Here is a 25,344-nt window from a genome sequence, read left to right on the forward strand (position 1 = left end):
CGGCTTCTCACTCACTCCTCAGGGAACCCGATGCGTGCCGGACTCAAGAGCGCACTGATCGGCGCCTCCTTCCTGATGGCCACCTCGGCCATCGGGCCGGGCTTCCTCACGCAGACCGCGGTCTTCACCGAGCAGCTCGGGCCGAGCTTCGGCTTCGCGATCCTTTTGAGCATCGTGATCGACCTGGTGGCGCAGCTCAACATCTGGCGCGTGATCACGGTGACCGGGCAGCGCGCGGGCGCCATCGCGGATGCGGTCGCGCCTGGGCTGGGCACGGTGCTCGCGCTCCTCGTCGCTCTCGGCGGACTCGCCTTCAACGTCGGCAACGTCGCCGGCGCCGGCCTCGGACTCAACGTGCTCGCCGGCGTGCCGGTCTGGCTCGGTGCGGTGCTGAGCGCGGCGCTCGCGATCACGCTCTTCCTCGTGAAGGAGGCCGGCCGCGCGATGGATCGTTTCACCGTCGCGCTCGGCTTCGTCCTCGTCGCGCTGACGGCGTACGTCGCGGTCGCCAGTGCGCCGCCCGTCGGCGAAGCGCTCCTGCGGAGCGTGGCGCCGGTGTCGCTCGACATCGTCTCCATCGTCACGATCGTCGGCGGCACCGTCGGCGGCTACATCACCTTCGCCGGTGCCCATCGCCTCGTCGATGCCGAGGTGCGCGGCGCGGAGCAGGTGCCGGCGGTCACTCGGAGCGCCGTGACGGCGATCGGCATAGCGTCCGTGATGCGGATCGTGCTGTTCCTCGCCGCGCTCGGGGTGGTGAGTCAGGGGCTGCGACTCGACCCGGCGAATCCGTCCGCCTCGGTGTTCCGCCACGCGACGGGGGAAATCGGCTATCGGCTCGCGGGACTCGTGATGTGGGCGGCGGCCATCACGTCGGTCGTCGGCGCGGCGTACACCTCGGTGAGCTTCCTCCGCGGACTCCACGCGGCGCTCGAGCGGCACTGGCCCCGCGTCGTCATCGGCTTCATCGCCGTCTCCACGCTCGTCTTCGTACTCGTCGGACAGCCGGTGAAGGTGCTGGTCCTCGTCGGCGCGCTCAACGGGCTCATCCTGCCGGTCGGACTGCTGACGATGATCATCGCGGCGCACCGGCGGGCGATCGTCGGGGCGTATCGCCACCCACCGCTGCTCTCCGTGTTGGGCGTCATCGTCGCGCTCGTGATGGCGGGTGCGGGCGCGTGGTGGATCCGGACCGCGTTGCCGAAGCTCCTCGGCTGACGCAGCGGTCCGACCGATCCTCGCGGCCGCACGGCGTGGGGACCAATTGGTGTGGGGGCGCGCCATGCCGCATCTTGGGAGGCCGCCCTCCCCTGCCAAGATGCCCCAGTCCCTCCCTGACCGTCCCCGATGGGACGACCACGACGACCTCCCCTTGCCGACGCTCCCGGGCGACGCTGAGGCGGAGCTGTGCGTCGTGGGCCTGGGGGGCACCGGCCTCTCCTGTCTCACGGAGGCGCTCTCCCTCGGCGCGACCTCGGTGATCGGCATCGACGCGGTCGGCGTCGCAGCGGGCGCCGCCGGACGGAACGGTGGACTCCTCCTATCCGGGACGTCGGAGTATCACCATGACCTCGTGCGGCAGATCGGACGGGAGCGCGCGGTCGCGATCACGCGGCTCACCAATGACGAGATCCAGCGGATCGCGGCCGAGGTCCCTGACGACGTTCGCTTCACGGGCTCGCTCCGCATCGCCGCGAGCGACGACGAGCTCGCCGATTGCGAGGCACAGCGCGACCGGATGCTCGTCGACGGATTCCCGTGCGACCGCTACGTCGGCCCCGAGGGACGCGGGCTCCTGATCCCGACCGATGCGGTGATGCACCCGATGCGCCGCTGTCGGCGCATCGCGGCGCGCGCGCTCGAACGGGGGGCGCGGCTCTTCGGCGGCACGCGCGCCTTCGAGCTCGACGCCGGGGTCGTGCGGACCGATCACGGCACCATCCGCGCGCGGCACGTCATCGTCTGCGTCGACGGACGGCTCGAGTCGCTCGTCCCGGCGCTGCAGGGGACGGTGCGCACGGCGCGGTTGCAGATGCTCGCCACCGCCCCCGCACGCGAGGTCGCGTTCCCGCGCCCGGTCTCGACGCGTCACGGATACGACTACTGGCAGCAGCTCCCCGATGGCTGTGTCCTCCTCGGTGGGGGACGCGATGTCGCCGCGGAGGAGGAGTGGACCACGGACTCGACCCCGAGCCCGACGATCCAGAACTACCTGACGACGCTGGTGCACGAACGACTGGGTGTGCACGCCGCGATCACCCATCGCTGGGGCGCGGCCGTCTCGTACTCGGATTCGATCATGCCGCTCTTCCGCGACCTCGGCGAGGGCGTCCGGGTCGTCGGGGCGTTCAACGGCACCGGCAATGTCGTCGGCGCGCTCCTCGGGCGTGCCGCCGCCCAGTGCGCGCGCCGCGGCCACTCCGCGATCGCCGACCCCTTCACCGACTGACCGATGCGCTGGGAACGCCCACCCCTGCACGAACTCGCCGTCACGCTCCCGTCGTGGGTGCACTCGAGCGTGAGCTACGGCCGCGAGTGCCGCAGCGACGAGGAACGCATGCGGCTCACCATCCGTCTCGCGCGCGAGAACATCGCGCATGGCACCGGCGGTCCCTTCGGCGCGGCGGTCTTCGAGCGGGAGTCGGGACGGCTGGTGGCGGTCGGCGTGAACGGGGTGGTCCGGCTCAACAACGCCACCGCGCACGCCGAGATGCTCGCGCTCCAGCTCGCGCAACGACGCATCGTCTCGTACTCGCTCGGGCGAGACGGGCAGGGCGCGCACGAACTCTTCACCTCCTGCGCGCCCTGTTCGATGTGCCTGGGCGCGGTGCTCTGGAGCGGCGTGTCGCGCGTGGTCTGCGGGGCCGAGCGCGCCGATGCCGAGCGGATCGCGCTCGAGGATGCCCCGGCCTTCGACGAGAGCTACGCGCACCTCCGCGCGCGCGGCGTCGAGATCGTGACCGGCCTGCTCCGCGACGAGGCGCGCGCGGTGCTGGAGGAGTACCGGGCGAAGGCCGGCCCCGTCCCGCACGGCTGACGCGCGGGCCGTCAGCGGGGGCCTTCAGCCGGGCCGCTGCAGCACCACCTGCGTGGGGTAGGCGAAGCGGGCGCCCGCCTGCTCGATGATCCGCATGATCCCGAGGTAGTGCGCCTCGCGGACCGCGCGGAACTCGTCGACATCGGCGGTCTGCACCCAGCAGAAGACCTCGAGGTCGATCGACGACGGCGAGAAGCGGTGGAACCGCACGACGACGCGTCCCGGCCAGGTCAGCGGATGCGCCCGAAGCATCGCCTCGATCCCATCGCGGACCTGCGCGACCTGCGTCGCGGTCGTCGCGTACTCGAGCCCGATCTCGGTCCGCATCCGAATACGGTCGCGCGGGCCGAAATTCTCGCTTCGCATGTCCGCCAGTCGCCCGTTGGGGATGCTCACCACGGTGCGTTCGAGCGTGCGGATCCGCGTCGAGCGCAGGCCGATCGCCTCCACTTCGCCTTCCACGCCATCGATGATCACCCAGTCACCCACGCGGAACGGCTGGTCGATCCCGATGGAGACCGACCCGAAGAAGTGCTCGAGCGTCTTCTGCGCGCCTAGCGCCACGGCAATGCCGCCGATCCCGAGCCCCGCGAGGATCGTCGCGATCGGGTACCCGAAGCTGGCGATGACCGTCAGCAGTCCAGCCACCAGCACGAGGAGCCGCGCGATCCGTCCGCCGAGTGGGATCAACGAGCGCAACGCCGGGTGCGAGGTCCCCCACTCCGTGGAGGGCAGGGCCAGCTGCAGCACGCCGATCACCCGGAGGAGGATCCAGAAGACGGCGACCACCGCGGTGGCGCGCTGCAGGTCACGGATGAGCGTCTCCGCGCCCACCGGCAACGCGATCCAGTACAGCAGCAGCGCCGACGTCGCGACGCCGATCAGCAGCACGATGGGGCCGTGCACCGAGGCGACGAGCACATCATCGAGCTCGGTCTCGGTCCGGCTCACGAGGCGCTTGAGCAGCGCCTGGATCGGCCCTGCGAGCAGGGACCCCACGAGCGCCGCGAGCGGGAGCAGCGTGAGGAGCGCGAGCCATTGCCACCACTGGAGGTCGAACGGACCGGTGCGGCGTAGCGCGGCCGGGAGGTGTTCGCGGATCCAGGCATCGGGAAGCGCGCCGAACAGCGCGTCGACCTGGCCCACCGTCGCCGCCGAGAAGACCCAGCGCGCCCCCCCATCCAGCGTGCGGCGCGTGAGCGCCACCGGGACCGCGCGTCCATCCGGCCCCGCGACCTCGCCGATCACCTCGCGGTCGCGTGCGAGCCCGTCGGCGGTGTCCCCCATCGCCACGGGCGAGACCTGGTCGGCATCGAGCCGGAGTCGCACGTCGAGCACGACCGCGAGCCGACGCGCCAACTCCGGGCCGCGCGCTCGCAGGGCATCATCCGCGAGATCGAGGCGCGCGGCGGCCCGGGCGAGATCGTTCGTCCGGACGGCCGCGAGGAGGTCCTGTACCGCGACGCGCGGCGAGGCCGAGTCCACCGTCACCGCGGCCCCGGCGACCTGCAGGGGAGTGCTGGAGGGACCGAAGAGCCCCTGCGCGGCCGCCGGCCGTGCGACGAGGGCGAGGAGGAGCGGAAGGACGCGGGCGCGCATCATCCCCCAACCTCGACGGTCACCCCGAGCGTCGCAAGCGGGTGCCCGCGGGGGGCCTTAACTTGCAGGTGTCCTCCACCCGAACGGACCCATGGCCGCCTCCGCGAACACGCCGCATCTCGCCGACCCCGACAAGAACCCGTCCTTCACGCGCGGCGTCTTCCAGGGCGAGATCCGCGAGGACCTCGTCTTCCCGTTCCCCGAGCCGAGCAGCGAGGACCGCGAGGCCCTGACGCAGATCCTCGACGCTTTCCGCAGCTGGGCGAAGGACACCCTCGACCCGCATCAGCTCGACCACGACGGCCGGTTCCCCGACGCCGTGCGGCAGGGGATGGCGGAGCTCGGGCTGATGGGCCTCAACATCCCCGAGGCGTACGGCGGCTTCGGCGCGTCGACGCTCGTCTTCTCGCGCGTCTTCGGCGAGATCGGCGCGCACGACGCGGCCCTCGCCGTGTACTTCGGCGCGCACCAGAGCATCGGCATCAAGGGCATCATCCTGTTCGGCACCGAGGCCCAGAAGCAGCAGTGGCTCCCGCGCTGCGCCAGCGGCGAGCTCATCGGGGCCTTCTGCCTCACCGAGGCCGGCTCCGGCTCCGACGCGCAGGCGATGCGCACCACGGCCGTCCCCTCGGCCGACGGGCGGACCTACACGCTCAACGGCACGAAGATCTGGATCTCCAATGCGGGCTATGCAGGCGTGTTCACCGTCTTCGCGAAGGTCCCGGTCACCGTCGACGGCAAGGAGAAGCAGCGAGTCACGGCCTTCATCGTCGACGCGCACGCTCCCGGCATCTCCCTGGGCAAGATCGAGGAGAAGATGGGGATCAAGGCGAGCGACACCCGCACGGTGACGTTCGAGAACGTGCAGGTGCCGGCCGAGAACCTGCTCGGCGAGATCGGTGGCGGTTTCAAGATCGCGCTCGAGATTCTCAACTCGGGGCGCCTCGGCCTCTCGGCCGGATCGTCTCGGGGCACGCGCGAGATGATGAAGCTCGCGATCGACTACGCCAAGCAGCGCGAGCAGTTCGGCAAGCCGATCGGGCAGTTCGAGATGATCCAGAAGAAGATCGCGCTCGCGGCCGCCGACTGTTATGCCGCCGACGCGGGGTGGATGCTCTGCGCCGGGATGGTCGATCGCGGTGGCGTCGACTTCTCGCTCGAGACCGCGGCCTGCAAGATCTACGCGTCGGAGCTCGCCTTCCGCACCGCGAGCGAGGCGATGCAGATCGCCGGCGGCCTCGGCTACTCCAAGGAGTACCCGTACGAGCGCGCGCTGCGCGATTCGCGCATCAACATGATCTTCGAGGGCACCAACGAGATCCTCCGGGCCCTCATCGCGCTCATGGGACTCCAGCAGCCGGGCGAGGAGCTCAAGGCGGTCGGCAAGGCCTTCAAGGACCCGCTCCACTCCATCGGCGCGATCTCGAGCTATCTCACCGGCCGCGTGAAGCGCACGCTCGTGAAGCCCGAGTTCTCGAAGGTGCACGCCCTCCTCGCCGACGAGGCGGACGCGGTGGCCGAGAACATCCACGGGCTCGCGCTCGCGGTGGAGAAGGCGCTCATCGAGCACGGCAAGGCCATCATCGAGCGGCAGATGCTGCAGGAGCGGATGGCGAACGCGGCGATCGACATCTACCTCGCCACGGCGGTGCTCTCGCGGTGCACGGCCGCGATCGCCAAGCACGGCGAGCAGGGGGCCGCGGCCGACCTCGACGCCGCCCGGCTCTTCATCCCGATGGCGATGCGTCGGACGCGGCGCGCCATCCGCGCGCTCGAGCGCAACGCCGACGAGGTCATGCGCGCGCTCGCGCAGCGCGCGCTCGAGACCGGCGACCTCACCGTGCCCACGCCCACCGACGTCGCGTGACGGGGGTCGGCGACCGAGCGGGGGCGCCTCCGGTCGGCCGCATCCCGTCGCTCGACGGCATGCGTGCCGTCTCGATCGTGCTGGTCTTGTTCAGCCATCTCCTCGGGACCCGCGGCTTCCCCGTCACCGCGACGCCGCTGCTCGACCTCGGCGACCTCGGCGTGCGCATCTTCTTCGTGCTCTCGGGCTTCCTCATCACGGGCCTTCTGCTCAAGGAGTGGGACAGGACCGCCAAGATCGACCTGCGCGCCTTCTACATCCGTCGCACGCTCCGGATATTCCCGGCGTTCTACGTCTATCTCGCGGTCCTCGCGCTCGCCGGCCCGATCAGCCTGCGTGACGGCGACCTCCTCCGCGCGGCGACCTACACGATCAACTACTCCACCACGCACGACTGGCTCGTCGGGCACGCCTGGTCGCTCGCGGTCGAGGAGCAGTTCTACCTCACCTGGCCGCTCCTGCTGCTCTGGCTCACACCGGTGCGCGCGCCGCGCGCCGCGGTCGCAGCGATCGTGCTCGCGCCCGTCATGCGTGTGCTGCTCATGGCGCTGCCCGATGGCACCATCGGCCTGCAGGCGTATGTCGGCGCGTCGTTCGAGACGATGGTCGACGCGATCGCGACCGGGGCGCTTCTGGCGCTCGTGCGCGACCGGCTCTGGACCTGGGCGCCGTACCGGCGCCTCGTCGGCTCGGGATGGGCACTACTGCTACCGGTGGTCGGACTCGCCGCCGGGAGCCTCCGGTGGTGGGGCCCCTGGGTCTCCCCGCGCGTCGAGTGGGTGCTCAGTGGCCTCTTTGCCGCCGTCGGGCTCACCCTGTTGAATCTCTGCATCGCGATGATTGTCGACCGCGTCGTCCGCCTGCACGACGGACCGCTCGGCCGTCTGCTCAATCAGCGACACGTCGCGTTCCTCGGAACGTTGAGCTACTCCGTGTACATTTGGCAGCAGCTCTTCCTCGACCGGCACACCGACGCGTGGTACGCGCGGTTCCCGCAGAACATCCTGTTCGTCCTCGCGGCAGCGCTGCTGTCGTATCACCTCGTCGAGCAGCCGGTCCTCCGGTGGCGCGACCGTCTCATGCGTCCCGCGCGAACCTGACCCCGTGACCCTGCTCTCCTGCTCCAACGTCGGCATCTCGTTCGGTGCGACGGAACTCCTCAAGAACATCACCTTCACCGTCGCCGAGGGCGAGCGGTGGGGCATCATCGGCCGAAATGGCGCCGGCAAGACCTCGATCTTCAAGGTCATCACCGGCGACCTGCCGCCGACGGTCGGGAGCGTGGCGCGCCGCCCCGGGCTGCGGCACGCGCTCCTCGACCAGCACCGCGCCTTCGAGGGCGCGACGACCGTCTGGCAGGCCGCGGCGGCCGCCTGGCGCGAGGTCATCGCGCTCGAGCAGCGCATCGCCGAGCAGGCCATCGAGCTCGGCGAGCTCGGCGAGAAGGTCACCGACGAGTTCCTCGAGCGCTTCGGGCACGACCAGGAGCGCTTCGCGGACCTCGGCGGCTATGTCTACCACGCGCGTGTCGACGCCGTGCTCCAAGGTCTCGGCTTCGATGCCGAGGAGTCGAAGTCGCGGCTCGTCTCGTCGCTCTCCGGCGGCGAGCGCGGACGTGTGGGTCTCGCCGCGCAGCTCATCGCTCCCGCCGACCTGCTCCTGCTTGACGAGCCGACGAACCATCTCGACCTCGACACGACCACCTGGCTCCAGGAGTGGCTCGCCGAGGCGAACGAGACGGTCATCGTCGTCTCGCATGATCGTGCCTTCCTCGACGCCATCTGCTCGCACATCCTGCACGTGGAGGCGCGCACGAGCGAGTGGTACAAGGGCAACTACAGCCAATTCGTCCCGCAGCGCGCCGAGCGCCGCCTCACCCGCGAGCGCGAGCTCGAGCGGCAGCGCGCGTACGTCAAGAAGGAGGAGGAGTACATCCGGCGGAACCTCGCGGGTGTCAACTCCTTCCAGGCCAAGGGCAAGCGCAAGCGCCTCGAGCGGCTGCCGCGCCTCGCGCCGCCGCCCGGCGACCCCGCCGCGATGAACCTCCGCTTCGAGCCCGCAGAGCGCGGAGGGGACCAGGTCGTCTCGGTGAAGGACCTTCGCGTCGAAGTCCCCGGTCGCGTCCTCGTCAATGACTTCACCGGCGTCATCCGCCGGAACGACTTCATCGCCCTCGTCGGCCCCAACGGCGCCGGCAAGTCCTCCTTCATCTCCACGCTGCTCGGCGATCGTGCGCCGGCGGCCGGGGAGACGAGGATCGGGGGCTCGATCACGCCCGCCTGGTTCCGTCAGGACCTCGCCGACCTCCCGCTCCGGAAGTCGCTGATGGACGCGATCCTCGACCAGCGACCACTCTGGAGCCGCGGATCGGTGCAGAACCACCTCGGCGCCTTCGGCTTCAGCGGGGACGAGGTCTTCCGAGAGATCAGCTCGCTGAGCGGCGGCGAGCGCGCGCGCATGGCCCTCGCGCTCATCACGCTCTCGCACGCGAACCTCCTCGTCCTCGACGAGCCCACGAATCACCTCGACGTCGAGAATATCGAGGCGCTCGAGGATGCCCTCGACGAGTACGAGGGCACCGTCCTCCTCGTGAGCCACGACCGCGCCTTCCTCCGCGAGGTCGCCACGCGCGTGTGGGCGTTCGACGGCACCCGCCTCGTCGATTTCGACGGCCCGTTCGTCGAGTGGGAGGAGGACCGGGCGCATCGCGCGGCGAGGGCGACCCGCGCCGACGCAGAAGCCGCCGAGGTGAAGCGCCAACAGGAGAAGGAGCGCGCGAAGAAGAACGCCGCATCACAGGAGGGGGATCACGCCGCGCGTCGCGCCCGCAAGCGCGCGGCGGACGATGCCGAAGCGGCGGTGCAGCGTCACGAGGCGCGCATCGCCGAGGTGGAGGCGCAACTTGGCGACGCGGACCTCTACGACGGCTCGCCCGAGGGTGCGAAGAAGGCCGCGCAGCTGGACAAGGAGCTGGCGCGCCTGCGTAAGGCACTCGACCAGGCGATGGCGGCATGGGCCGAGGCAACGGAACAGTCCTGAGGGGGGGCGCCGCCCGCGCTGACGCGGCGGTGCGCGGGTCCGGCCGCTGGTTCAGGCCGCGGCTTCGGGCCGCAGCTTCCCGTACGCGCCGAGCGCCTGCTTGAGTGCCAGCCGCGCCGACATCTCCAACTCGTACTCGACGCTGATCTCGTTGAACTGGGCCGCGCCGTGCTTCTTGAGTCGCGTCGCGATCGCGTCGCTCTGCGCGTGCCGACGGCAGTACTCGCGCGCCGCCATCCAGAGCCCGTTCGCCGCCTTCCAGAGCTCCTCGCTCTCCTTGCCGCGCCCCTCCTTCGCCGCCTCCTCGTAGCGGGTCGTCGCCTTCGCGAGCAGCGTGTCGCAGAGGTCCACGACCTCGGCCACTCCTTCGAGCTCCATGTCGTCGAGCTGGTGCCCCAGCACCTTCGTCAACCGCTGGTGCTGGTTGCAACTCTCGTCGGCCGCCCGATAGAGCGCGTCGGCGGCATCACGGAGCGGGTGCGACGACGGCTTGGACGGACGGGGCTGGGGCTTGGTCGGCATCTGCGATGGTCTGGGTGGAGGAGTGCGTGAACTCTGCCTCGGCGCAGGGCGACCGCGCAACGGGTCCGCCTAGCGGATCTCGCCCACCCGGAGGAACAGCGGCCAGGTGACCTGGCGTCGCGGCGTCTCCCCCCACGCGGACGCGAGTTCGCGCTCGAACGCGAGGATCGGTTCTTCCCCCCGCGCCGCGATCAGCCGCTGCGTGCCCGACCATGACCGCAGGAATCCGCGATACTGCGCCAGCGTCCAGTCCTCGTGCATCTCGAACGGCGGTGCCACCAGTTCGTCGATCGGCAGTGCGATGGTACGATACTCGTCGTGGATGAGCGCGTGCTCCGCCGGCCAGTAGTGCCCGAGGGTGACGTCGTGATGGTGCCGCACCAGCAGGTCGATGGCCGGCGTGACCTGGCTATGCGTGTAGGCGAACGCCGCGAGCACGCCCCCCGGCTGCAGTATGCGCCGCACCTCCCGGCAGAACGCCTCCGCGTCGAACCAGTGGAGCGCCTGGCCCACCGTGACCAACTGCGCCGAATGGTCGGCGATGCCGCTGTCGTACGCCGCGATCCGATAGGTGATGCGCGCATGCGCCTCGGCGTTCGCGATCTGCTCCGCGCTCGCGTCCGTGGCGACCACCTGCGCGAACCGGGTCACGAGTCCGGTCGCGACCTGGCCGTTCCCCGTCCCGGCATCCCAGGCGAGCGCGGTGCCGGGCGCCACGACCGCGAGCCAATGGAAGAGCGCGAGCGGATACCGAGGCCGATAGGCCGCGTACGTCCCCGCGTGCGCGGAGAAGTGGTCCTGGAACGCGCGCGTCGAGCGCGGCGTGGGCGGTCGGGTCACCTCGGGTCCTCCGCCACGAAGGCGATGCGGTCACCCCGTGGACTGAGCGCGAGCCGCGTGATCCCGCGGACGCCGAGCTCGGCGAAGTCCGCGAGCACGTCCCATCGATCGTCCACGCGCACCAGCAACTGCGTGCCCCGCGACACGAGGAGCCGGCCGTTCGGGGTCCACAGGTGATAGTCCGAGCGTGCCGGCGCGGGCGCGATGCGCCGGATCGCCTGCGTGCGCACGTCGACCTCGCTGATCCAGCTGGTGTCGCGACCGACCTGAAGGAACGTGAACGCATCGCGCCCGGGGACGCGCACCAGCGCCCGCCCGATGTCGCGGGCGAGCGTGTCGGCTCGCTCCGTGCGCGCATCCACGAGCACGAGCGCGTTCGGCGACCCCAGCACGAACGTTCCCAGGGTCACATCGCCCACCCACACGTGGTAGCCCACCGGGCGTAGCGCGCGCAGCACGAGTTCCGCCCCCGTGCCGTCCGACCGGAACCGCCACAACCGCTGCGTCGAGTCGGCCTCCACGCGGATCACCGAGAAGCCGTCGTCGCGCGGCAGGAGCGTGGCCGAGTACTCGCTCTCGGCCGTCCGGGTCACGCGCGTCGCGGGGCCGCCTTCGATGGACACGCGCCAGATGTCGGCCTGCCCGTCAGCGTGTGTGCTCGTGAACAGGATCGCCGTCCCGTCACGCGTGAATGCCGGCTGGTTGTCGTATCCCGGGCGTTGCGTGACGTTCACCGGACGCCCGATCGAGAGGCGCCCGGCGACATCGCTGAACGGAGCCACGAGGATGTCGGTGCCGCCCTGTCCGAGCGCACCCTGCGGCAGGACCGCGGCGCCGAGCACCGCGGAGAGGATGATGTGACGGATCATTCTGCCCCCTGGAGTGTCCCCGTGCACGCGCCGAACCCGATCCGCGCCGCGCCCGGCGCCTCGCACCAGCCGCGCAACGTGACTTCGTCGCCATCGGCAAGGAAGGCGCGCGTCTCGCCGGTGGAGAGCGTGACGGGCTCGCTGCCGCGCCACGCGAGCTCGAGCAGGCAACCGCGCCCGCTCCTCTCGGGCCCTGAGACGGTCCCGCTCGCGAGGAGATCGCCCGCCCGGAGGTTGCAGCCGTTGCTCGCGTGATGCGTGAGCATCTGCGCCAGCGTCCAGTACATCCGCGTGAACGAGCCCTGGCTCAGCCGCTCCGCCGGGCGCCCCTGCTCGCGCATCACGGCCGTGCGCAACCACACCTCGAGCGTGATCGCGAACCCGCCGCGCGCGCGATCGCCCTCGGCGAGCAGGTAGGGCAAGAGCGCAGGGTCGCCGGCGCCCCGCGGACGAGCCGGCACGCGGAACGGCGCGAGCGCGTCGAGCGAGACCACCCAGGGCGAGACCGTCGTGGCGAAATTCTTCGCGAGGAAGGGCCCGAGCGGCTGGTACTCCCACGTCTGCAGGTCGCGCGCCGACCAGTCGTTCACGAGCACCAGTCCCGCGAGGTGCGTCTCCGCATCGGCCAGCGCGATGCTCGTGCCCATGGCGTTCCCCCCGGCGATGAACGCGCCCACCTCGAGCTCGTAGTCCATGCGCGCGCTCGGCGCGAAGGACGGCGGCCCCTCGGGCTTCGCCGAGACCTGCCCGTGCGGTCTCACCACCGCGGTCCCGCTCGGCACCAGCGACGAGGCGCGTCCATGGTAGCCGATCGGCAGGTGCTTGTAGTTCGGCAGCAGCGGTTGGTCCGGCCGGAACATCGAGCCGACGTTCGTCGCGTGATCGATGCTCGCGTAGAAGTCGGTATAGTCGCCGACCTCGGCCGGCAGCCGCATCGTGACCTCGCGCGCCGGGAGGATCAGGGTGCCGTCCGCCTCCGCGCGCGCACCCTCGGGCGTATCCGCCCGCAGCATCGCGCTGACGCGCGCCCGGAGCGCCGAGAGCGCCGGGCGGCCTAGGGCGAAGAGCGCGTTCAGGGTCTCGGCCCCCGCCGCTTCGACGAGTCGTGCGTCGAGCCCGTCGAGGTGGCCCTGGTCGCGCGCCGCCCGAAGGTCAAGCACGTCGTCGCCGATCGCCACGCCGACCCGCGGCGCGAGCCCCGAGGTGAAGGCTCCCAGCGGGAGGTTCTGCAGAGGGAAGTCGGTGCCGTCCGCGTGCGCGGAGGCCACCCAGGATCGAAGCGTCGGGTCGAGTGTCGGGTCGGTCGGCATGCTCAGCGCAGTCGGAGCGAGGTGAGATCCTGCACCGGCTCCTCGAACGAGCAGGAGCCGAAGGAGCCCGCAAGACGGGCACGGGTCCGGGCGATCGCGTCGCCCGAGAGGAGATGCGTCCGCCAGCCGATCGACTCGGGGCGCACGACGATCGCCGACGCATCGCGCTCTTCGAGCAGCGGCGCGACCTGATCCGGCGCGAGACCCGATTCGAGGAAAGCCGCCGTGAGGAAGATGTTCAGGAAGCCGTACATCGTGCCCCGAGGCGCATCCGTCGCATACGTAAGCGCGTACTCGCCGCGCAGCGGGTGATGCAAGCCTGCGGTCGCCTTGAAGGGGACGCCGCCCCGCACGCACGAGACGAGGAATCGCAGCACCTCGGGCGGCGAGGGGAACGCATCTGCCGTCACACCGCCCGTGCGGACCTTCGCGCGGAGTCCGTGAGCGCCCAGCGCCTCGACGAGGGGTGCGGGATCCTCTCGGACCGGGATCTCGACGTACGTCGCGTAGGCACCGAGGACCGCGGCGATGGCGGTCATCGCAGCGACGGCGTCCGCACGCGTCTCGACGGTGTCGACCACCAGACGTCGCCGCTCCCGCGCGTTGAAGGCGGCGAGCGACGGCGCGTCATCCACCCCCGCGAGGACGCTCAGTCGCCAGGGAGCCCGGTCGGCCGGCGCGAGCGTTGGGGGGAGCGCGTCGACAGCCGCGGCGCACTCCTCCAGCCGCGCGAAGGGGACGACGAAGCGCCCGAGCAGCGCCCGGTCAGTCCCGCGCACGTACGTCGCATGGCGTGCCACCGCCTCGGGCATCGGCAACGCGGCGGGGGGGAACAGTCCGGCGTAGTCGACCAGGCCGTCGAGGAGTGCGCTGAGTGCGGTGCCGCGCCCCGACGGATGAGCGTCGCCATCACGCGGGTGATCGGCCGACGGTCCGCTCACGCGGGAGCCCCCGCGCGGAGCACCATCGTCCAGTGCCGCGGCTCCCCCGGCACGAGCCACGCGACGGACTGCCACTCCCCGAGGGCGTCCGCGTAGCGGTCCGGTGCACCGAGCGACGGCATGACCGCGAGCGACGGCGCGGCGCCGCGCGAGAAGGGGCCGCGACGTACACCCGTGCGCAGGCCGCCCCGGTCCAGCATCACGCCCACATGGGGCACGCCCTCGCCGTCCATCGCGATGGAGAGCGCCGCCTCGCCTTGCCGCACCTGCAGCGCCGAGCGGGACCCGGCGAGGTCGAGCCACCCGGTGACCATCGCGGCGCGGGGGAGCTGCCAGGGGTTCGCGAGGTCGTACACGCGCCCGCGGAGTGGCAAGCGCGGCCACTGTGGTGCGGCCGGCACCGGTGGATCGGCCTCCACCCCCGCGACCGTCTGCACGCGGAACCGCGTCGCCTCCGGCATCCTGAGCCGAGTCTGCGCATCGAGCGGGAGCAGCAGGCACGCGCTCCAGAGGAACGGCAACCGCTGGGTCCCCGTCGCGACCGCCTCGTAGCGCGCCTCGATGGCGCCGTCGGGCCGGACGAGGAGCGTGCGCGTGAGCGTCCACGGCAGGCGTTCTCCGCGCCAGGTGCAGCGGAGCGAGTGCCCATCGGTGCTCGTGCGCAGGTCGAGTTCGGGCACCTGGAGCCGTGCCTCGCCGCCCGCGGGAATCGGTCGGCCGCCGATACCCTTCACCCATTCGGGGACGGTGCCGGCACCGGCCGCGGGAGCGCACTCATCCCAGCCCGCACCGGCGAGGACCCCCAGCGCGCCCGACGGCGCAGCGCCGCCCTGCACCAACCACTCGCGCCCGCGCAAGCGCAACGAGCGGATCCGCCCCCCCATCGCCGGGACGACCTCCACGCGCGCATCGCCGCCCTCCAGGGCGATGAAGCCCGGCTCGGTGGCCGCGACGCGCGGCGCCGTCACGCGCGTGCTCCGCCCCGCACGTGCGGCCGAGCGCTCACGTGATCGACGCCAAGTCCACGCCGCGAGTCGCTAGCACGCGCGCGACGGTCTCGCCGATCTTGTTGTTCGGCGTGCTGGCGCCGGCCGTGAGGCCGACCCGCACCGGCCCTTCGGCCGCGAGCCAGTGTGCCGTCACGACTTCCTTTCCTGTCGTGAGGTCGCGGTGCCGCACCGTCCCGGCCGCGGGGTCGAGCCCGGCCGCGTCCTCGAGATGGAAGGTCGTCACGCGCTCGGCGCACAGCGCCGCGAGCGAGATCGTGTTGCTCGAGTTGTATCCCCCGACCACGAGCATCACGTCGAGCGGCTCGACGAGCAGCGCATTCACCGCGTCCTGGCGGTCCTGCGTCGCGCTGCAGATCGTGTCAAACGTGCGGAAGTGCTCGGCGCGATGCGCCTCGCCGTGCGCGCGGGCCATCGCCTGCCCCACCGCCTCGCCGATCGCGAGCGACTCGCGCGCGAGCATCGTCGTCTGGTTCGCGACGCCGATCCGCTGCAGGTGGAGATCCGGATCGAACTGCGGGCTCGCCGCGTGCGCGTACTTCGAGAGGAACACCTCACGGCCGCCCGCGAAGGTGCCCGCGATGTACGCCATCACGTCCTCCGCCTGCGCCATGTCGCGCACCACGAGGTACGTCCCGTTGGGGAATTTCTCCACCTGCGACGCCGTCGCCCGCGTCTCCTCGTGGTAGTACTTCCCGTGGATCAGCGAGGTGAAGCCGTCACGCGCGTAGACCTCGACCCGCTTCCAGACGTTGAGCACCGAGCCGCAGGTCGTGTCGACCATCACGCAGCCGCGCTCGCGCAGCGTCTGGAAATCGTGGATCGTCACGCCGAAGGCCGGCAGGATGACGACATCCTCCGGCTTCACGCCCGAGTAGTCGAACCCCTTGTCGCTGGGAGCGAGAAAGACGATCCCCATCTCCTTCAGCTTCGCGTTCACGTGCGGGTTGTGGATGATCTCGCCCGCGAGGTAGATGCGCCGGTCGGGGAACTTGGCGCGCGTCTGGTACGCGTATTCCACCGCGCGCTCCACGCCGTAGCAGAAGCCGAACTCCTTTGCGAGGCGGATCGTCACCGGACCGGCAACGAGGGTGTGGTCGCGTGCGCGGAGGAGATCAACCAACTGGCCGTCGTAGTCGGCGGTCAGGGTGTCCTGAACCTCGGTCTTGAGACCGAAGCCCTTGCGGAAGTAGGTGGACTCGGAGGACATCTTCGAAAGATAAGGTCGGAGCGGGGGGACCGCATGATGAACGACTGCCCGCTTCGCTCGGGTCCCGACCGACGGCCCCGACCGCGATCCCCGCAGGCGGCCCTGCCTCGCGCTCCGGCACCGTACGGGATAAGTTCGGCCCGATGAGCGAGCACTTCGATCTCTGCGTGATCGGGAGCGGACCGGCCGGCGAGAAGGGCGCCGCCCAGGCCGCCTACTTCGGCAAGAAGGTCTGCCTCGTCGAGCGCACCCCGCGGCCCGGCGGGGCGGCGGTGAACACCGGCACCATCCCCTCCAAGACGCTCCGCGAGACCGCGCTCTACTTCAGCGGCCTCCGCCAGCGCGGCATGTACGGCATCGAGTACCGCGTGAAGGCCGACCTCACCATCGGCGACTTCATGTACCGTGAGCGTGCGGTCGTCGACTCGGCCTGGCAGCACATCGAGCAGAACCTGGCGCGGCACGGCATCACTCGCGTCCAAGGCCGGGCCCGGTTCACCGATGCGGGCACGCTCGAGGTCACGCGCTTCAAGGAGGCTGTGCGCGTCGTCACCGCGGATGTCTTCCTCGTCGCGACCGGCGCGCAGCCCCAGCATCCGCCCGAGATCCCCTTCGATGGCCGAATCGTCGTCGACAGCGATGATGTCCTCTCGCTCATGGCCATCCCCCGCCGCCTCGTCGTCATCGGCGGCGGCGTGATCGGATGCGAGTACGCCGGCACCTTCGCCGCCCTCGGCGCCCGCGTGACGCTCGTCAACGCGAAGGAACGCCTGCTGATGCAGCTCGACGCCGACCTCTCCGACGCACTCCGTCAGGAGATGACGCGTCGCCTCGGCGTCCAGGTCATGCTCGACACGGGGGTCAGCGGCGTCCACGTCGAGAACGACGTCGCCACCGTCTCCCTCTCCGACGGCCGCACCGTCGACGCCGACTGTGTCCTCTACTGTGCCGGCCGCGAAGGCAACGTCGCCGGGCTCGGTCTCGAGGCCGCTGGCGTCCGCACCAACCCACGTGGCTTCGTGCAGGTCGATGCGCACTTCCGGACGCAGAACCCGCGCATCTTCGCCGCCGGCGATGTCATCGGCTTCCCCGCGCTCGCGTCGACCGCCATGGAGCAGGCGCGCGTGGCGATGTGCCACGCCTTCGACCTCAAGTACAAGACCGCGGTCTCCAACGTCCTGCCCTACGGGGTCTGGAGCGTGCCCGAGGTCGCCACCGTCGGGCTCGGTGAGGACGATGCGCGAGGCCAGGGGATCAACGTCGAGATCGGGAAGGCCTGGTTCCGCGACAATCCCCGCGGGCAGATCATCGGGGACACGGAGGGCTTCGTGAAGCTCGTGTTCCGCGTCAGTGACCAGCGGATCATCGGGGCCAGCGTCGTCGGCGAGGGGGCCTGCGAGCTCATCCACATCCCCGCGGCGGTCATCCAGCTCCAGGGGTCAATCGACTACTTCATCCAGTGCGTCTTCAACTACCCGACGCTCTCGGATGCCTTCAAGTACGCCGCGTACGATGGGCTGCAGCGCCTGCAGAAGCGCGTGAGCGCGGCGATGACCGCGCGGAGCCACACCCCGGCGGACGCGGGGCCTACGCTGCCGGCGGCACCCGGAACGGTCTGAGCGCGTCCTTCACGAACTCCGGCAGCGGCCGCTTGGTGATCGTCGCCTTGTCCACGCAGACCACCGTCAGCGTCGCCGACGCGCGATGCGCGAGGTCGCGCGCGCGATAGGCCTCGAAGCGCATCGTGAGCGATGACTCCCCGATGCGCGACACCCCGACGCGGATCTCGAGCAGTTCGTCCATCTCCGCTGGCGAGTGGAACTCCACCGCGAACGCCTTGCGCGGTAGCTGGACCTGCTTCTGCACGCGCATGACCTCGTACGGCAGTCCCGCCTGCCGGAACATCTCGTGCTCCGCCGACTCGAAGAAGCGCACGTAGGTGCCATAGTAGATGATGCCGAGGGGATCGCAGTCGCTCCAGCGCACGCGCTCCTGCACGGCGAAGGGGAAAGCGGGCGGGTTCAGTGTCACGAGTGGGTCACCTGACATCCGTTGAGGGGAACGCCGACGCGCGGACGCGTACCCAATGGTAACTTCGGCATGGGTGGTCGCGCCCGACACCCATCAGCCTCAACGCGGAGCCCCCCATGCTGCGCACCATCCTCGTCCCGCTCGACGGATCGGCCCTCGCCGAACGCGCACTCCCGATCGCCTGCGACATCGCCCGCCGCGCCGGTGGCGCCGTGCAGGTCGTCCGCGCCCATGTGCCCATCGCCGTGGTCGGCGCGACGGCCGAGGGCGCGATCTTCTCGCAGGACATGCTCGCCGCCGACGATGCGTTGCGGCAGCGGGCGCAGAAGTATGCCGACGAGGTCGCGACGAAGTACGCCGCCGAGTGGGGGCTCCGCGTGACGCCCGTGTGCGAGGACGGCAGTCCGGCGGGGCTCATCACCGACATCGCCGATCGCTCCGATGCCGACCTGATCGTGATGACCACGCACGGGGCCGGCGGCTTCACGCCCGACTGGCTCGGCTCGGTCGCCGATTCGGTCATCCGGCACTCGCATCGGCCCGTGCTCGCGCTGCCCGAGAACGATGCACGCCTGGGCGAACCCTTCACGCTCCGCCGCATCCTCGTCACGCTCGACGGCAGCGACCGCGCCAGCGCGATACTTCCGATCGCCCGCGACCTCGCGATCGCCTTCGGCGCGGCCGTCGACCTCATCCGTGTCGTCGCCCCGTACGTTCCCGGCGATGTCGTCGCGACGCTGGCCGCCGACCGTCCGGACCCGTTCGGCATCGACGCCGAGACGGTGCACGCCAAGAAGTCGCTCAGCGACGCCGGGGCCGAACTCGAGAAGGCCGGCCTGAAGGTCACGCACACCGTGCGCGTCGACCTCTCGCCAACGCGCTGCCTGCTGGAGCACGTCAAGGAGACCACGCCGGATTGCCTCGCGATCGCCACCCAGGGACGCGGAGTGTCGCGGATCTTCCTCGGCTCGGTCGCCGACAAGCTCATCCGGTCGGCCGGTCGGCCGGTCCTCGTGTTGCGGCCGCACAAGGGCTAGTCGGCCTCGCATACCGGGACATCACGCCGGAGTGCCACGCACGGATCAGCGCGCGTAGAGCTCCGGCGTGACGAACGGTGCGAGCGCATAGGTGACGAGCACCTCGTAGGCGCCCTGCCGGTCGATGCGGCCCGCGGTGAGGATCCCCACCGCCCCCTTGCCGTGCTTCGTCCCGACCTCGGCGACCAGCGCGTCCATCGCGTGACCGAGTTCGGCACCGCCGCGGATCATCCGTGCGACGGCGTCGGGGAGTGGCATCGCCAGCGATCCACCGATGCCCTCGCGCCCGTCACGATGCACCACCACGCACCAGGCGCACGAGCGCATCCCCTCGGGGGAATCGACCACGCCACCCTCGAGCCCCAGTCCGAGGTCGGCATCGAGCGCTTCGCGCGCCGCGCGTGCCCGGTTGCGCGCGCCGGTGATCGTCTCCTCGTCGCCAAAGGGCTGGTCGGGGACGCCGCTCGGCACGGTGACCGATTCGACGATCGCACCCGGCGCCGCCCAGGCGAGCACCGCGCGCGCGGCGGCGAGCTTGACGGGATTGGCGGAGCCGACGGCGACGGAGAGGAGGGTCGTATGCATGAGCCGGGAATCTAGGCGCGGCACGCCCGGGGGCGCGCTATCTTCGCCGCATGGCCTCGCGCCCTCCCTCCTCGCCGGGCACCGAGTTCGTCTTCGTCGGCGACCGGCTCTGGATCGACTTCGTCAACACCGACGACGCTCGGCTCGGCGTCCGCACCGACACCATCGCGAGCTTCGAGCGCTTCGTCGACTGGCTCGAGGCGGCGCGTGTCCTCGACGCCGAACGGGGCGAAACCCTCCGGCGCCGGGCCGCGCAGCAGCCGTCCGGTGCCGCCGCCGCCCTCGTCGAGGCACGGCGCGTGCGCGCCGCGCTCCGCTCGCTCGCCGAGCGCGGACGCACCGACCAGGGCGAGCGTGCCCGCGAGGTCGTCCTCGCCGAGATCAATCGCGTGCTCGGCCGTTCCGTGGGCACGCGCCGCGTGGAGGCCCTCCCCGACGGCGGCTACGCGCGCAGCTTCGTCCCGGTGGGCGACCTCTTCGGCGGTCTGGTGATCCCCGTGATCGAATCGGCGGTCGACTCACTCGTCCGCGGCGAACTGCTCCGCGTGCACAAGTGCGCCGACCGCCGCTGTCCCCGCCATTTCGTCGATCTCACGAAGTCCCGCACCCGCAAGTGGTGCGACATGCGCACCTGCGGCAATCGCGCTAAGGCGCAGCGCTGGCGGCGACGGGCTTGATGTAGCCCATCGTCTCCGCGTAGTCGCGCAGCTGCGCCTGCAGCAGCCGTCGCCCGCGGAAGAGCCGCGACTTGATCGTCCCCTCCGGGACACCGAGCGCCGTCGCGATCTCGGCGTACTTGAGCCCGTGCAGGTCGCTCATCACGACCGCGTCGCGATACTCGTCCGGCAGCGCGAGGATCGCCGTGACGATCTCCTCATCGAGGAACGAGTCGTAGTACTTCCCTTCGGGATCGGTCTCGCCGACCGCCTCGAAGATCTCGCGCCCCTCCTCGTCCTCGAGCGGCTGCACCTCGCGCGCGTCGATGCGCCGCTTGCGGCTCACGAAGGCGTGGTAGAGGATCGTGAAGAGCCAGGCGCGGATGTTCGTGCCGAGGTTGTACTGCTCCCATCGCTGGAAGGCGCGGAGCATCGTATCCGAGACGAGGTCCTCGGCGTCGTCGCGCGCGCGGGTGAGCTTGAGCGCGAAGGAGTAGAGCGCGTCGAGGTGGCGCACCGCCTCCTCGTCGAAACGGGCCCGTCGGTCGGCGCGCTCGCGCTCGCCTGCTCCGATCAGTCCGACACTGGCTGCCATCGTGGCCATGAGAGGGGCTCCCGGATCAGTAGGCGACGGGGCGACGCACATGCCCCGCCACGAAGCGCTTGAGGTCGGTGGCGACGCCGTGCATCACGCTCACGTCGCGCTTCATGCGGGCCATCGTCGTCGCGCCTTCGAGGGTCGCGACGATGAACCGCGACAGCCGCGTGGGATCGGCATCCTCCTCGAGGCGATCCTGCGCCTGCGTGAGCAGCGACGCGATCTCGCTCGTCCAGTTGCGGAAGACGCGCGCGATGCGGATGCGGAACCCCTCGTCCTTCTCCGCCATCTCCGTCGCCAGCGCGCCGAACGGCGAGCCGCCCTTCATCCCGCGCTCCGCCTGGATCGCGACGACCGAGTCGATGAAGACGTGCAGTCGCTCGATCGGATCCAACGTCGGCTCGCGCAGGATGGCGAGCCCGCGCTCGCCGAGCACGTCGAACTGGCGCGCGAGCACCTCGTGCCCGAGCTCTTCCTTCGACTTGAAGTAGTGGTAGAAGTGGCTCTTGCCACTCAAGCCGGCCCGCTCGATGACGTCGTCCACGGAGGTCTGGACGAAGCCCTTCTCGCCGATGAGATCGGCGGCGGCGTCGAGGATCTGGATGCGTCGAGTATTCACGGGGCGAAACATAGGACCGAAAGTCCTAATCGCCAAACTTTTCACTCGTCTTATTTCAAGTTGTTGCTATTAAACAGCTTACAATCTAGACAAGGTTTGACTGAAACACCCAATGGCCGGGGGGTTTGCACCCCGGTCCGAAATCGAGGTCGACGGCGACGCTCAGCGACGCTTGCCGCGCTTCGGTGCCCAAGGCGGTCGACCGCCTGCTCCCCCACGGTCGTCGCGTCCGCCACGCCCCCCGTCACGGCCACCGCGAATGCCGCGGTGCCCATGATCGGTGTCCCGCCCGCCGTGACGCGAGGAACGCGGCGTCTCATCCGCCGTCCACGGTCGCGACAGCTGCTCCTGCACCTCATGCAGGGAGTCCGCGCGCACGGTCCCGCGCGCACCCCGCGTCACGACGAACCGCAGCGGCCGATCGAGCACGGGCAGCTCCTCGGCGACCAGGTTCCGCGCGAGCTTCTCCGGCATCTGCAGCCGCGCCACACCGCGCGACGTGCCATCGGGGAGCTCCTCCACCTCGTAGTGGAGGCTCACGGTGCGATCGCGGATCTCCACCGCCCCCGGCAATGCCATCCAGCGCGCGCGCTCGGCCGCCGGCACGAAGGCGTCCGCAACGAAGCGGAGCGACGCCGTGCGGAAGCCGTGGAGGTCGTGCACCTCGGCGAGCTGCGCCTCGTACCAGGCCGTGAGTTCGGCGAGCCCCAGCTTCGGCGTGCGCCCACCGGACCGCCGCCAGACCTCCCGCACCTCGTCGATCGCCGGCCGGTTGCGCGGCACCGCTGGATGGCGCGCTTCGCTCCGCGCGAGCGCATCCGCGAGCGCGTGACGGGCCTCCGCGGCGTACTCCGGCGGGAACTCCGACAACGGCTCACGTTCATGCTCGAGTTCGAACCCGAAGTACGTCACCTTCGACTCGAGCGCGAAGGGGCGCTCCTTCCGCCCCGGATCGTACACCAGGCGCGGGACATGCCGCGTCGCATAGCGCCGCACCAGGTCCCCGGGGAGCTGCGTCCCCTCGATCGCCGCGCGCGGGATCCCGAACTTGTCGGCGAAGTAGCGCAGCGTCCCGGCGATCGCGCCCCAACTCCCGCAGACGCTCGTCTTGCTCACGCGCGCCTCGTCACCCGTCACCGTGCGCTCGTCGATCACCAGCTGGAAGGGCATGATGCGCGCCACGAGATCGATGAACCGCCGCTCCACCGCCGACGTCGTGCGCGGCATGCGCGTCGGCAGCGGCAACCCCACCGACCGGTAGATGCTCGCCATCGCGAGGGCGGCGTCCTCCACCGACTTCACCAGCACGCCGCGGCCCTCGGCCCACCGCTCGATGCTCTCGTCGAACATCTGCCGCGGCAGCCCGTACACCTCGCCAAGGTAGCCGCACTTCTCGAACGCCTCGGCGTACACGTTGTATGTCGAGAGATGGTCGCTCCCCGGTACGATGAGCCCGGTCAGCTCGCGGTCCTCGCGCGTCATGCGGTGCAGTGATTCCACGCTCGCCATCACCGCGACGTACGGCAACAACTCGTCGTCGCAATGCACGAGCAGCTCGGCCCACTGCCGGTCCACCGGCATCGCCTCGACCTTGGTGCCGTAGGGCGTCAGCTTGCCCGCGTCGATGATCCCGCGCGCCTCGAGGAACGCGAGCGCGTTGCGGTACGAGTGCTTGTCGAGCGGCACCGGCAGGTCGAGCTCGTCGGCGCGCACGCCGAGCGCGGCGCAGGTGAGCGCCACGCGCTCGGAATCCCCGGCCAGCTGGAACTCGGGCGCGGTCGGCTCGAGCTGGTCGAAGCGGATGTCTCGGTCGCTGAGGATGAACACCCGCCCGCCCGCCACGCGCCCATGCACGCGCCCCGCCATCTGCAGGATCTCGTTCGCGCCGAGGTGCAGCCGCGTGAGGACGTTGCGCCCCTGCTCGACGACGTTCGTGAAGCGCGTGTCGTCGATCACGACCGTGTCGAGCCCGCGCACGTTGAGGGCGCTCTGGCCCGCCGCCGTCATCGCCAGGAGGAACGGCTTCTCCACCTCACCCTCGAGGAAGGGCCGGATCACGCGGATGGGCTCGCCACCGTGATAGAACGCGACCTGCATGCGCGGGTACCGCGCGCCGACGTCGGCCGCGACCTCCTCCACGCCGGCGCGCGTCGGCAGGAAGACGCCGATGCCGCGCCGCTCCTTGATCGCCTTCTGGAGGAAGCGGTCGTCGAGGAAGTAGACCGGCTTCTTCCGCTCCACCTCGACCTTGGCGGCCTTCGCGGGGTCGAACGCCGTCGACTCGATCACATCGGCCGCGGCGAGATAGCGCCGGTAGAACGACGGATCGACCGTCGCCGAGAGCCAGATGAAGCGGCAGCCGGTCCGCTTCCCGAGCGCGAGACAGAGCTCGAGCTCGGCGCTCGTCTGGTGGATCTCGTCCACCACGAGCGTGTCGTGCGGCCGGATGTCCCCGTCCTGGAACCAGCGCCGCGCGATGCCGGTGGTGACGATCACCACGTTCCAGCTCGGCGTCTCCGGCGTCGCCTCGCGTTCGCGGTTCACCACGCCCACGCGGAGCGTGTCGGTCGCGAGCAGCGCCTTCGCGATTGGCTTCACGGCGAGCGTCTTGCCCGTGCCGGTCCCGGCGACGATGCCGAAGCCCTGGCGCGGCCGCACATCGGACGCGGCCAGCCGTTCGGCGAGGGCGGTCAGCTCGGGACCGCGCGTCCGCCACAGCAGCGTCTCGAGGTCGAGGCCGAAGCCGAGCTCGATCGTCTCGCACGCCGCACGGGTGGGGGCGATGACGATGATCCGTCCCCGCTCGCCCCCGGTGCGGACGAACGCCTCGCGATCCGGCGGCAGGTACGGATCGCGGACCGCGCGGAGACCGTCCTCAGGTGCGTGGACGATCTACTCCGGCTTGCGCTTGCTTTCGGGAGGGGACTTGGGCTCCGCGGTCTTCGTGCCCGCCGAACCACCGGTCCCTGCCGTGGAGTTCCCTGCGCCGGTCCTTGGGACCGCCGTGGTGCCGCGCGGTGCCGATGTCGTCGTGCCCCCGGCGCCGCCGCTGCGCCCCATGAGCGATGCCCGCTCGTTCGCCTCGCGGCGGTTCCGCTCGTCCCGCTCGCGCATCTCCTGGATCAGGCGCGCGCGTTCCGCCTGCTGCCGCTGGCGCTCGAGCGCCTGCTCCGCGGGCGACCCGTTCCGACGCTCGTCCGCCTGCTGTTCGCGCGACGACTTGGTCGTTCGCGCATCCTGTCCCACCTGCGGATCGAATCGCTCGGCGTCGGCATCACGCTGCGTCGGACCGTAGAGCAAGACGCCGTTCGCCGGCTTCTGGCGCAACGCGGTCGAACAATCGGTCGGTGCGGGCTGCTGCGCGGCCGGCACGCCCGCCATCCAGATGCGGCACTTCCCGGCCGGAGGAAGCATCGTCAGCGGCACCGTGTCCCGCGACGTCCGAGACTGCGCCACGCCTATCGCCGGGAAGGCGAGTAGCGCGGCCAGGGCCGGCCGAAGCAGTGAGGGTCGCACCGGGAGCATCAGCATGAGGACGAGGAAAGGTACCCCTTCGACACTGGGACGTTCAGTCCGG

General features: G+C 70.7%; 23 protein-coding genes. 9 read left to right on the top strand and 14 right to left on the bottom strand.

What is annotated here, in order from left to right; all coding sequences use genetic code 11:
* Positions 1-30 precede the first annotated feature (30 nt).
* The 3 genes from IPJ78_03735 (at position 31) to IPJ78_03745 (ending at position 3,037) form a co-directional block, all read left to right on the top strand.
* Positions 31-1,218: a divalent metal cation transporter gene (locus IPJ78_03735; GenBank protein MBK7905655.1), complete on the top strand. Its 1,188-nt coding sequence runs from the start codon at positions 31-33 to the stop codon at positions 1,216-1,218.
* 100 nt (positions 1,219-1,318) lie between these two features.
* Complete coding sequence (locus IPJ78_03740) at positions 1,319-2,449, top strand: FAD-binding oxidoreductase (GenBank protein MBK7905656.1); 1,131 nt, start codon at positions 1,319-1,321, stop codon at positions 2,447-2,449.
* A 3-nt stretch (positions 2,450-2,452) separates the two neighbouring features.
* The gene (locus IPJ78_03745; protein MBK7905657.1) at positions 2,453-3,037 is read left to right on the top strand and encodes a nucleoside deaminase; all 585 of its coding nucleotides are present in this window, start codon (positions 2,453-2,455) and stop codon (positions 3,035-3,037) included.
* A gap of 24 nt (positions 3,038-3,061) precedes the next feature.
* Here IPJ78_03745 and IPJ78_03750 read toward each other — a convergent pair whose 3' ends face one another.
* Positions 3,062-4,636, bottom strand: a complete 1,575-nt coding sequence (locus tag IPJ78_03750) for a mechanosensitive ion channel family protein (protein MBK7905658.1) — start codon at positions 4,634-4,636, stop codon at positions 3,062-3,064.
* Positions 4,637-4,727: 91 nt separating this feature from the next.
* Here IPJ78_03750 and IPJ78_03755 point away from each other — a divergent pair, with 91 nt between their 5' ends.
* Genes IPJ78_03755 through IPJ78_03765 form a run of 3 tightly spaced genes read left to right on the top strand, consistent with a single transcriptional unit; the run spans position 4,728 to position 9,542 of the window.
* On the top strand, positions 4,728-6,503 hold the full coding sequence (locus IPJ78_03755) for an acyl-CoA dehydrogenase family protein (GenBank protein ID MBK7905659.1): 1,776 nt from the start codon (positions 4,728-4,730) through the stop codon (positions 6,501-6,503).
* A gap of 59 nt (positions 6,504-6,562) precedes the next feature.
* Positions 6,563-7,603, top strand: a complete 1,041-nt coding sequence (locus IPJ78_03760) for an acyltransferase (protein MBK7905660.1) — start codon at positions 6,563-6,565, stop codon at positions 7,601-7,603.
* Between the two features lie 4 nt (positions 7,604-7,607).
* The gene (locus IPJ78_03765; protein ID MBK7905661.1) at positions 7,608-9,542 is read left to right on the top strand and encodes an ABC-F family ATP-binding cassette domain-containing protein; all 1,935 of its coding nucleotides are present in this window, start codon (positions 7,608-7,610) and stop codon (positions 9,540-9,542) included.
* A gap of 51 nt (positions 9,543-9,593) precedes the next feature.
* On the opposite strand, the gene IPJ78_03770 is transcribed toward IPJ78_03765, so the two are convergent.
* From IPJ78_03770 to IPJ78_03800, 7 genes are all read right to left on the bottom strand, one after another.
* Positions 9,594-10,064, bottom strand: coding sequence for a hypothetical protein (locus tag IPJ78_03770; protein ID MBK7905662.1), 471 nt, complete (start codon positions 10,062-10,064; stop codon positions 9,594-9,596).
* 69 nt (positions 10,065-10,133) lie between these two features.
* Positions 10,134-10,904, bottom strand: a complete 771-nt coding sequence (locus IPJ78_03775) for a class I SAM-dependent methyltransferase (protein ID MBK7905663.1) — start codon at positions 10,902-10,904, stop codon at positions 10,134-10,136.
* Positions 10,901-11,773, bottom strand: coding sequence for a PD40 domain-containing protein (locus IPJ78_03780; protein MBK7905664.1), 873 nt, complete (start codon positions 11,771-11,773; stop codon positions 10,901-10,903). Before IPJ78_03780 ends, IPJ78_03775 begins: the two co-directional genes overlap by 4 nt.
* Positions 11,770-13,089, bottom strand: coding sequence for a fumarylacetoacetase (fahA, locus tag IPJ78_03785; protein MBK7905665.1), 1,320 nt, complete (start codon positions 13,087-13,089; stop codon positions 11,770-11,772). The genes IPJ78_03780 and fahA overlap by 4 nt, the downstream gene beginning before the upstream one ends.
* Complete coding sequence (locus IPJ78_03790; GenBank protein ID MBK7905666.1) at positions 13,086-14,024, bottom strand: hypothetical protein; 939 nt, start codon at positions 14,022-14,024, stop codon at positions 13,086-13,088. Before IPJ78_03790 ends, fahA begins: the two co-directional genes overlap by 4 nt.
* Positions 14,021-14,992, bottom strand: coding sequence for a hypothetical protein (locus tag IPJ78_03795; protein ID MBK7905667.1), 972 nt, complete (start codon positions 14,990-14,992; stop codon positions 14,021-14,023). Before IPJ78_03795 ends, IPJ78_03790 begins: the two co-directional genes overlap by 4 nt.
* A 34-nt stretch (positions 14,993-15,026) precedes the next feature.
* On the bottom strand, positions 15,027-16,241 hold the full coding sequence (locus IPJ78_03800) for a 4-hydroxy-3-methylbut-2-enyl diphosphate reductase (GenBank protein ID MBK7905668.1): 1,215 nt from the start codon (positions 16,239-16,241) through the stop codon (positions 15,027-15,029).
* Between the two features lie 143 nt (positions 16,242-16,384).
* Here IPJ78_03800 and sthA point away from each other — a divergent pair, with 143 nt between their 5' ends.
* Complete coding sequence (sthA, locus tag IPJ78_03805) at positions 16,385-17,860, top strand: Si-specific NAD(P)(+) transhydrogenase (protein MBK7905669.1); 1,476 nt, start codon at positions 16,385-16,387, stop codon at positions 17,858-17,860.
* On the opposite strand, the gene IPJ78_03810 is transcribed toward sthA, so the two are convergent.
* The gene (locus tag IPJ78_03810; GenBank protein MBK7905670.1) at positions 17,829-18,290 is read right to left on the bottom strand and encodes an acyl-CoA thioesterase; all 462 of its coding nucleotides are present in this window, start codon (positions 18,288-18,290) and stop codon (positions 17,829-17,831) included. The genes sthA and IPJ78_03810 overlap by 32 nt on opposite strands.
* Before the next feature lie 98 nt (positions 18,291-18,388).
* Between IPJ78_03810 and IPJ78_03815 the strand changes: the two genes are divergently transcribed.
* Positions 18,389-19,309, top strand: a complete 921-nt coding sequence (locus IPJ78_03815; protein ID MBK7905671.1) for a universal stress protein — start codon at positions 18,389-18,391, stop codon at positions 19,307-19,309.
* A 45-nt stretch (positions 19,310-19,354) separates the two neighbouring features.
* On the opposite strand, the gene yjjX is transcribed toward IPJ78_03815, so the two are convergent.
* A complete protein-coding gene (yjjX, locus tag IPJ78_03820; GenBank protein MBK7905672.1) occupies positions 19,355-19,894 on the bottom strand; it encodes an inosine/xanthosine triphosphatase in 540 nt (179 codons plus the stop codon).
* 50 nt (positions 19,895-19,944) lie between these two features.
* Between yjjX and IPJ78_03825 the strand changes: the two genes are divergently transcribed.
* A complete protein-coding gene (locus IPJ78_03825) occupies positions 19,945-20,571 on the top strand; it encodes a CGNR zinc finger domain-containing protein (GenBank protein MBK7905673.1) in 627 nt (208 codons plus the stop codon).
* Here IPJ78_03825 and IPJ78_03830 read toward each other — a convergent pair.
* The 4 genes from IPJ78_03830 to IPJ78_03845 all read right to left on the bottom strand — a co-directional run bounded on the left by IPJ78_03830 (position 20,540) and on the right by IPJ78_03845 (position 25,298).
* Positions 20,540-21,154, bottom strand: a complete 615-nt coding sequence (locus tag IPJ78_03830; protein ID MBK7905674.1) for a sigma-70 family RNA polymerase sigma factor — start codon at positions 21,152-21,154, stop codon at positions 20,540-20,542. The genes IPJ78_03825 and IPJ78_03830 overlap by 32 nt on opposite strands.
* A gap of 16 nt (positions 21,155-21,170) precedes the next feature.
* Positions 21,171-21,767: a TetR/AcrR family transcriptional regulator gene (locus tag IPJ78_03835; GenBank protein ID MBK7905675.1), complete on the bottom strand. Its 597-nt coding sequence runs from the start codon at positions 21,765-21,767 to the stop codon at positions 21,171-21,173.
* A gap of 162 nt (positions 21,768-21,929) precedes the next feature.
* Positions 21,930-24,425, bottom strand: a complete 2,496-nt coding sequence (locus IPJ78_03840; protein MBK7905676.1) for a DEAD/DEAH box helicase — start codon at positions 24,423-24,425, stop codon at positions 21,930-21,932.
* Positions 24,426-24,659: 234 nt separating this feature from the next.
* Positions 24,660-25,298 carry a hypothetical protein gene (locus IPJ78_03845; protein ID MBK7905677.1) on the bottom strand — a complete coding sequence of 213 codons (639 nt, stop codon included), beginning with the start codon at positions 25,296-25,298 and terminating at the stop codon, positions 24,660-24,662.
* Between the last annotated feature and the right edge of the window lie 46 nt (positions 25,299-25,344).

It is taken from the genome of Gemmatimonadota bacterium (genome assembly GCA_016714015.1).
Lineage (GTDB): Bacteria > Gemmatimonadota > Gemmatimonadetes > Gemmatimonadales > Gemmatimonadaceae > Pseudogemmatithrix.